The organism is Rhodopirellula sp. UBA1907, assembly GCF_002337565.1.
Classification (GTDB): Bacteria; Planctomycetota; Planctomycetia; order Pirellulales; family Pirellulaceae; genus Rhodopirellula; species Rhodopirellula europaea.
Window position 1 is genome coordinate 1 of the sequence record NZ_DDGH01000004.1, and the last position, 8,557, is coordinate 8,557.

At 56.0% G+C, this 8,557-nt stretch carries 7 protein-coding genes and 1 pseudogene; 3 read left to right on the forward strand and 5 right to left on the reverse strand.

Features of this window, described 5'->3' with window-relative positions; all coding sequences use genetic code 11:
* Nucleotides 1-209 (reverse strand): hypothetical protein (locus tag B2R17_RS01685; protein WP_286762585.1); only part of this gene is annotated, 209 nt, incomplete at its 3' end.
* A 277-nt stretch (nt 210-486) separates the two neighbouring features.
* Here B2R17_RS01685 and B2R17_RS01690 point away from each other — a divergent pair.
* Nucleotides 487-1,038, forward strand: coding sequence for a hypothetical protein (locus tag B2R17_RS01690; RefSeq protein ID WP_008660394.1), 552 nt, complete (start codon nt 487-489; stop codon nt 1,036-1,038).
* Nucleotides 1,039-1,092: 54 nt separating this feature from the next.
* Here the strand turns inward: B2R17_RS01690 and B2R17_RS01695 are convergent, their stop codons facing one another.
* The 4 genes from B2R17_RS01695 to B2R17_RS01710 form a co-directional block, all read right to left on the reverse strand.
* On the reverse strand, nt 1,093-1,992 hold the full coding sequence (locus tag B2R17_RS01695) for a sirohydrochlorin chelatase (protein WP_286762586.1): 900 nt from the start codon (nt 1,990-1,992) through the stop codon (nt 1,093-1,095).
* Nucleotides 1,993-2,018: 26 nt separating this feature from the next.
* Complete coding sequence (locus B2R17_RS01700; protein ID WP_286762587.1) at nt 2,019-2,399, reverse strand: heavy-metal-associated domain-containing protein; 381 nt, start codon at nt 2,397-2,399, stop codon at nt 2,019-2,021.
* A 222-nt stretch (nt 2,400-2,621) separates the two neighbouring features.
* Complete coding sequence (locus tag B2R17_RS01705) at nt 2,622-4,049, reverse strand: S41 family peptidase (RefSeq protein WP_286762588.1); 1,428 nt, start codon at nt 4,047-4,049, stop codon at nt 2,622-2,624.
* Between the two features lie 184 nt (nt 4,050-4,233).
* Nucleotides 4,234-5,571, reverse strand: a complete 1,338-nt coding sequence (locus B2R17_RS01710) for a PAS domain-containing sensor histidine kinase (protein WP_286762589.1) — start codon at nt 5,569-5,571, stop codon at nt 4,234-4,236.
* A 198-nt stretch (nt 5,572-5,769) separates the two neighbouring features.
* On the opposite strand from B2R17_RS01710, the gene B2R17_RS01715 reads away from it, so the two are divergent.
* Entirely contained in the window at nt 5,770-6,117 is a 348-nt protein-coding gene (locus B2R17_RS01715) for a hypothetical protein (RefSeq protein WP_008664814.1), read from the forward strand.
* A 262-nt stretch (nt 6,118-6,379) separates the two neighbouring features.
* A pseudogene (locus tag B2R17_RS01720) lies at nt 6,380-8,557 on the forward strand (hypothetical protein); the annotation flags it as partial.

The following is an 8,557-nucleotide window of genomic DNA, read 5'->3' on the forward strand; positions in this document are numbered from 1 at the left end:
CCTGAACGGCGTCGCTCGACTTCGCCCGAAACTTCGCTTGGCAAGCGGTTGTTGTCGATCGCAGGAAGCCAACCGAACGTGTCTTTGAAATACAGCTCAGCCTGAAGAAGGGTGAATGCAGTGTCATTCGGCGTCGCGATCGGCGGCGTTTTGCCATGGCTGGCCGTTGCTGCAGAGTCGCGAGAATCGATGGCGACGGGCAGAGACATGGGTTGCCCCAGCGAAGAAGGTGGAACCTCACATGCCTCGAAGATCACCTGTCCAAGCGTGAAACGTGGTAAATCGTGACGTTCGTATCGATCAAGACACACGCGAGCGTGCAAAAATCTGGCGAGTTCGCCGTTTTGACTCAATTCTAGATTGAGCGGCGAGCCGGCCTGGATAGCTTGGGAGTGTCGCCGCAAGTCGCGTCGACGCGAATTAAACGGAGTGCGGGGTACGGGCCCCGGTCACGCGATTTTGCTAGAGGACGAAGGGTATCAGGACATGAGTGAAACGAGTCAACCGATGATCGACGAGGTGGATTTGATTCTCACCAACGCTCGCTTGCGAGACGAGTTGGAACCATACCGAGACGATTCCATCGACGATCCGACGACGCGGAGCATGCCGCTTCAGAAGGAGAACGAGTACCTCGCATCGATCCTGGCCTGGGAACGGGCACCAGCACTTGCGATCGCTCAGTGGTTCAATCCACCGCTACAAATCCCCGCCCCAGAATCGCTGGACGATGCGGCGCTGTCGGTCGAGTTGCAGCGTACGATCCAACAATTGCATTCCCAGAACATCAAGCTCACGTTCACCGATCACCTTTCCGATCGCGAACTGTATCGAGTGATCTACCGCGACATTCTTCCGGCGTGCGAAAAGAAGGTCGACGCGCCCGGCAAGAGCTTGGAATGGCGATGCCTGGACGACAACGATACTTACCTGATGTACTACGCGACTCCCGTTGAGCGTCGTCGATTCCAAGAAGAGCACCAAGCCGAGTTGCCCAAAGCAAAACGCCCTCAGTTCCGCCGCAAGCTTCCCGATTGATCAGACACCCCGACACAATCAACGACTGCCGAATTGCCCCGAAGGATTCGGGCACTAACCGCCGACGTTCTCGGATTGCAGGGAATCAATTCGATCGGCGATGGCTGCGGCGACTTTGGCATCCGGTCCCAAGTACCGTGAAATGACAAATTCAATTTCACTGAATTTGGCTGCGGCTTCTTTGGTTTGACGCTCGATCGCATCATACAATCGCCCCGAGAACAACAGGTGCGGTTGGACGATGACTCGACCGAACCGACCGCTCGCTGCAATCTGCTCCAACGTGTCCGGCAACCGCGGTTGTGCCATCGCATAAAACGTCGTGAGCAAACCATCCGCGTCGATCGCATGCAGATCCGCGATGGAAGATGAGTCGGCTTGTTTCAACCGGCCGCGAACGGTGACTTCGGTTAGCAGACGCATGTCCGATGAAGCACATGGGTCCAAGCTTCCGCGGCCGACCATCACCACCGCCGTCGAGATCGGGGCATTGTCCATTTCGCCGACGGACACCGATTCGAGTGATTCAGCCAAACGCTCGCGAACCAAATCGATCATGTGCGGCTGCCGCGAAATCGGACGGCTGTAGCCCGCGATTCGGTCGAGCGTTTGCGTCTGGCGAGCGACCGCTTCGACTGCGTCGGGAATGTCTGACTTGGCATGACCCGCGGCAAACAACAACAGTGGCGAAACGGTGATTCGCTTCGCGCCCGCGTCGAGCAATCGTCGCCACCCCTCATCAATCGTTGGCGACTGAAACTCCAGCAAACATGGCTGAACAATCGATCGACCAGCGAGAAGACTTGCCAGTCGATTGCCCAACTCGAAAAACTCTTCGGTCCCGCGTTGGTCACGGGTCCCATGACCGATCAGCAAAATCCCATGGGTCGGATGACCGACCGAAGCGGGTTGCGTGATCGAAGTGGCTTCTTCTGGTGATGCACAACGTTCCATCGAGCCACTTTCTTCAGTGAAATTGCTTACTGAACTTTCTGGGCCGAAGAGAACCCTTGTTCTTGCAGAGCGGCCAAGGCTGACGTGACATCAAACCCGGCGTCGTACTTCACAACAACTTTCTTGACGGTCAAGGCGTTTGGATCAGGTTGATCGACCAAAGCGACTTCGCTGACCGCACCGTTCTTTTCCAACGTTTCTTGAACACGAGGAAAACATGCGAATTGGCAGTGCATTTCAGGCACTTCCAAAGTCATCGTGCCGGCTTCGGCCATGATCTCAGGAGTCGCGACAACGGAGGCAGCCGGTGCGGCTTCGGTTTCAGGTGCTCGGTCGGGTGTCGCTGAGATCGCGACCATGATTCCAACGGCGGCCAAGGCAGCAACAACGTAAACGATCGATTTCATCGGTGAACTCAATGAGAATGAAGCGGACTTTTCAGTAGCCTGACAGGAGCAAAACCACGACTAAATCGCCGTCTCAGACCACCATCTAGTTTACCAATGCGGAATCCAGACTCACAACCGCCATTCCAAACGGAAGCGATCTCGGAGCTTATCAATTTGGAAAACCCGTTCAAAATCGCTCCGAACAACCATAGAAACGCTGGCAAGTGGCCAGCCTTTGATTCAAGCGGCCGCGGCGTTTTGCTTGGAAGCGTTGGCTGATCGGATGGCCTCCACCGCGGTTCGCAGGGGTTTGTCCAACTCCCAGGCTGATTCGGCAGGCGTTCGCTCGGGGGCAGCGGCGTCCTCGTCTGTCGAGTCCGTGGCCTCGTTCGAGGAAGCCTCAGCTTCGGCATCCGAATCCACTTCTTCATCGGGCGTGACGAGCTTCAAACGAGAGTCCTTCAAATCGCGGTTCTTCAGCGATGGGTAAGAAGCCTCTTCCCAGAATCGAGCCAGTTGCCGCAGATCCTCTTCGGCAATTTTTGCATCCATGCCCGGATCAGGACTCACGCCCCAAACGTCCTCTTCGGTGTCATCAACGCCACGGTGAATGTTTTGGTCACTCGGACGATAGTACTTGGCTACCGTGAGACGCAGAGCACTGCGTCCATATTCCAGCGGCAAGATATTTTGAACAGTACCTTTGCCATAACTCCGCGTACCAACGATCGTCGCTCGACCGTGGTCTTGCAGTGCCGCGGCAACAATTTCACTCGCACTGGCGGAATGCTCATCGATCAAAATTGCGACCGGCATATCGGGCGGCACCAAAGTCCCCGCCGTTGCCGACACCTCGTCTTCGACGACGCCGCCGCGAGTCTTTGTGCTGACAATTCGTCCTGAACTCAGAAACATATCGCAGACATCAACGGCAGCGGTCAGCAACCCGCCTCCGTTGCCTCGAAGGTCCAGCACGAACCCCGACACGTCTGACTTCGGCATCAAACGACTCAAGACCGAACGTAGTTCACTGACCGTTTTGTCGCCGAAACTGGTCATCCGGACATAGACGATGTCGGGATGTTGCTTCAAACGATAAACCCATTCATTGCCTCCGTTTCGATAGTCACCGATCACGGATTCCAGCTGAATGGTGTCCCGCTGCACCTGCACTTCTAATTTCTCGTCACCACGTTTGACCAACAACTGCACCGTGGTTGCGATCGGTCCTCTCAATCGTTCGCTGACGGATCGAATGTCCATGTCGCCGACGTATTCGCCGTCCACTTCCAAGATCGCATCTCCCGGCATCAGACCGGCCCTGAGCGCGGGCGAGCCCACCAACGGGGTGATCACGCGGACGGGTTCGCCTTCAACCGGCTGATCGACGTAGATTCCGATTCCCGCGAATTCTTGTTGGATCGTGTCCTGAAAGGCTTGGTAACTGACCGGCGGAATGTATTCGCTGTGTTGGTCCAGCGTCGATGTCATGCCCGCCATCGCCGATGTCAGCAATTCGCGGCGATCCACAGGTTCGACATAGTACCGATCGATCATTTCGATGGCTTCGCTGACCATCATCGCAGATCGTGTCCGCAAGTAGATGGCATAACACGCGAATGAAATGACCAACACGGACAACAGCAGAGTCAGGTTTCGCGGGAGCATGGCGGTGTCAGATGGCGGAGATGAGCGAGAACGCTGCCATGGTATCACGAGGGGCACCGCCGCCTAAACCACGCGTGCTTTTCTTCGCTTGCTTGGCGTGACCGATCCGTACTGGCCGATCTGTACTGGCCAATTTGCACAGAATGAGACGGAGCAGGCAGGACCACGTCCCGACGCAGCCACATCAAACGCGGTTGAGTTCCGTCGAGGCTTGCACGGCAGGCAAGCAAACGCAAAAGCGGGATCCTTCGCCCGGGGTGCTGGTGACGGAGACGTTTCCTTGTTGGGCCTGAGTCAAATGCTTGACGATGGCCAGCCCCAACCCGGTGCCGCTTGTGCTGGATTCTTCGTTGCGACTGCCGCGATAGAAACGTTCAAAGATGCGTTGTTGCTCGGAGTATGGAATGCCAACGCCGGTGTCCTCGACCACGAGAGCCCACTGGTCGGTTTGCTCAACGATCGACACCCGTATCTCTCCTCCCGAGGGAGTGTAACGCAGTGCGTTGCCGATCAAATTGTTGGCGATCGTCAGCGTGGCTTCTCGATCAGCAATGATCTTGGCTTCGCCAGAAGGGACCTCTTGGATCAAATCCAACCCGTTCGCTGCGGCGACCGGTTCGTAGGTTCGGATCGCATCAGAGACAATTTCCGACAACGATACGCTAGACAAATGAAGATTGGCCGGTCCGGCTTGTGCGCGAGCCAATTGCATCATCTCGTGAACCAATCGTTCCAGCCGCAAACATTGCGACATGATTTGTTGCATGAAGTGCAGAGCCGCATCGGGATCATCCTGCACCGCCAACTCGACCGTTTCAGCGTAGCCTTTGATGGCGGCCAACGGCGTTTTCAATTCATGCGATACGTTGGCGATGAATTCACGTCGCATATCTTCCACGCGGCGCGTTTCCGTTTCATCACGAAGCGACAACTGCAAATTGGGTTCTTCGCCGGTATCAATCAAATCCACTCGGACACGCAGCGGACGCATGACTCCTTGGTCATGCAATTCGACGGTGAACTCCTGCGGTTGTTGTTCTCGGACCGCCGAACGAATCGATGCCAACAATTGCGGCACACGTACCAACTCGGTGAAGCAACGTCCCAGCAAAGCGTCCCGTTTTTTTAGTCCCAGCAACCGGACTGCCGAAGGATTGATCAGCAAGACCGAAAAATCCTTTGTCAGCACAATCACACCGTCGCTGAGTTGCAGCAGTGCGGAAGCGTTCTGCCGAGTCTCCGCATGCAAACAACGCAGGCGTTCCTGCCACTTTTGAATTTCTTCGGTGCTATCGCGGACGTAGGCGGCCACCGCATCGTCTTGTTGCGAACTGTGCCAATGACGGAAAACCAGCAACAATCCGATCACAACCAGACTGACCAAGCCCACCAACCAAGTAGACGCGTTCGCGACGACCAAAACCAAAATCAGAACCATCCCGGCGACTGCGGGACCGAACGATCGCAATGGTGGCTGTGAAAAGCAGATCGGAGAAGGTCGTAGTCGGGCGTCCTGGCTCATACGGTCATTCGATTCGACAAAGATAAGCGTAAGGTCACGGGCTGGTTGTTTCTTCCACGGATTGCAGCCATGCTAATTCGAGCCGTTAGCTCGAGTTCTCGCTCGTCTTCGAGCTCTCGATCGTCGTTCAGTGACCGCCCAATCAATCCAGTCTAACGTTTGGTTTTTCAAGCAGTATCTCGCAAGATAGAATATTCGATGAAGGTTTCTGAGGGGCAGCGTGGTTCGCGAACGGGAAACGAACGAATCGATTCGTCCCCGGACGAAGCCGAACGGATTGGCGCCCACTCGATGCCGTTGACCGATTTTGCGGGAGGCTGCCTGATGTCGCTCAGTTCAGTGGCTTTGTCGTGTGGCCTGTTGTTGATCAATGGTGCCTTTGTAATGGCATGTCTGTCAGCTTTGAGTGCCGCTGGAGTGCCCTGGTTCCAAAGTGAGCAAGCCAGCCAATTCATCTTGTTCGGCGGTCCGGTCGCACTGCTAATCATTCAGTGGATGATGTTGGACTACCTCCGCTTCCTTTGGCGTCGCCGCCAAGCGGGCTAGGTCGCAATAGCGAGTTCGGGCTCAATTCCAGCTCCGGTGCGAGCGTTTCGTTTGCTCGAGCGGTCCGTCTGACCAGATCGTAGGGATTGGCAGGGTTTTGATATGGGCGGATGTTGTCTGGATCGACAGGAAAAGCTGTTACCGGTGACGTGATTTGCGTAAACTAGGAAACCTCTTCTGATTGATCGCCGCGCCACTCTTCTGTGACGGTGCCCCGTTGACCGGACCAACGTCCATCTCGAATTCCCACTCCCTGATACCGATGGACCGGTACCCGGTCCAAATCGATGCGCCGGTCCTGGATGCTGCCGCTCAGTTTGCTCGAGGTCAGTGCACTCGAGCTCAGAGCGTCAAAACTCAGAGCGTCAAAACTCAGAGCGTCAAAACTCAGTGCGTCAAAACTCAGTGCGTCAAAACTCAGTGCGGCAAAATCGGCATGGCATTGGTGTGTTGCTTCCTGGTGACGGTCGGGTTTGCATCTCAACTCGTCGCACAGCCACCTGGAACGATTCCGACGCCGGAAATCATTCGCGGCGATTCAGGCGGAATTGCACCGGATGCGTTTGTGTTCTTGGACGAATCCGGCACCCCCGTGGTCATCCCTCGGATGTCGTTCGAGGAGATCGATCGCTTGCGACGTCTGGAGCAGGGAATCCAGGTTCAGGATCGACGAGCGACGCTGCAGCGAATCAACTTGGTCGGATCGGTTCATGATCAGCGTGCCGAGTTTGAACTCGAATGCCACTTTGTTATCGATCCACGAACCATCCGAGAAGGCACGTCGACACCCATCGTGTTGGATCTGGGCTTGAACGGTTTCCACTTGCTGGAACCAGCGACGGTCCAAAGAGTTGCCAACGAAGACGAACTATCCGGCAATGACACCGAGAGTGATGAAGCCTCCGGCGAAGCGAACACACAAACCGTGTCCGATACCGAACTCGCTCGCGCGTTTGTACGAGTCGCTCAAAGCAAAACGGCCGCACGTGACGAACTACTCGACGCAGCTTCGGCCGCGGCGACCAATGGCAGTGCCGCTCTGGCAAATTCGTCTCGAGCAAACGCTGGATTGAATTACGAATTGGTTTTGCCAGCCGAAGCCGCGCTGCCCGACAAACCGATCGACTGCATCTGCAAACTCAGAATGTCAACGCGAGTTCGCCGACTCGGACCACTGACCAGCTTCCTTCCTTTGTCGCTACCGACCGTGCCGACGAGAGTGGAAGTATCGGTCGCTCCGAATCAGTCAGACGCCGCCGAGAATTCGCCTTCGTTGATCACCGCCGAGATAGTTGGAAGTGGTCGCGAAGTACTGCGTCAGCTATCCAAACGTGAGCCGGATTCCGACGACGAAAACCGACGACGCTCACGATTCGAAATCGATAGCCAGGGCGGTGAATTTGCTTTCAAGTGGCAATGGCTGCCATCGGCGACCCAGGCCGCTCGTTTGCTCGAGACCGAGTCCAACGCGATCTTGCGATGGGAATCGCCCGCGGATCCCCCGAGCCTTCAGGTTCAGATGACTGTTCGGAACTTGCGTGGTCAATTGGATGCATTCGAAATTGAATTGCCCGAACAAGCGGTCTTGTTAGGCAGTCCAGAAGTCGCCATCAACGAAGACAGTCGCGACAGCACGTTGACACCTGATTCGGTCGGCGACGAAGTCGCTGACGCCGCTTTCGAATCCGGCAGCGCCATCGACGTTGCAGATTCGGGTTGGACGATGACATTGCTCGGTGCTGACGCAACCAACGATTCCGAATCAACGGGTACGGAGCAAACCACACCCGAAAACAGCTCATCACCCACCCGCCGCGTTCGGTTTTCAACCGACCGAGCCGATGCGATGACATCAACGTCATTGGTAGAAGTCCGTTTGCAGTTGCGACTGCCGGTCCCCGAGGCTTCGGCGAACACGCCGTGGACGATGCAATTGCCTCGCGTTCCAGACGCGATCGGACAAAGAGGCACAGTGACCGTTGTCACCGCCGAAGACCACCGCCTTCGCTGGCGACCTCGTTTGGGTGTGGAGGCAATTGCTTCCGATGCAACATCGGTCAACGTCGGCGAACGAGCTCAAACGTTCCGGTTCCTTCGCGACGCTTTTCAATTGCCGGTTTGGTTGTCGGGCAAACAGCGACAGCAGCGACTAAAAATCGCGATGGACCTCAGCATGACCAACCGGTTGGCTCGTTCGGTGATGACGGTTCAATCCAGCGGCGCAGGCATCGACCCGCAAGACATGCAATTGGATTTGCAAGGATGGCAGCTGACTCATTTGACCGCGGACGATGAAGACGAAGAACTCGACATTTCGATCTCAGAGGGCTTGGTTCAATGGCAAGCGGATGCGTCCGATGGCAAGTGGCCACGCCAATACATCATCACTTGCGAACGAGTCGTCACCGAACAGATGGTTGCCGAACCGTTGACGCTGACA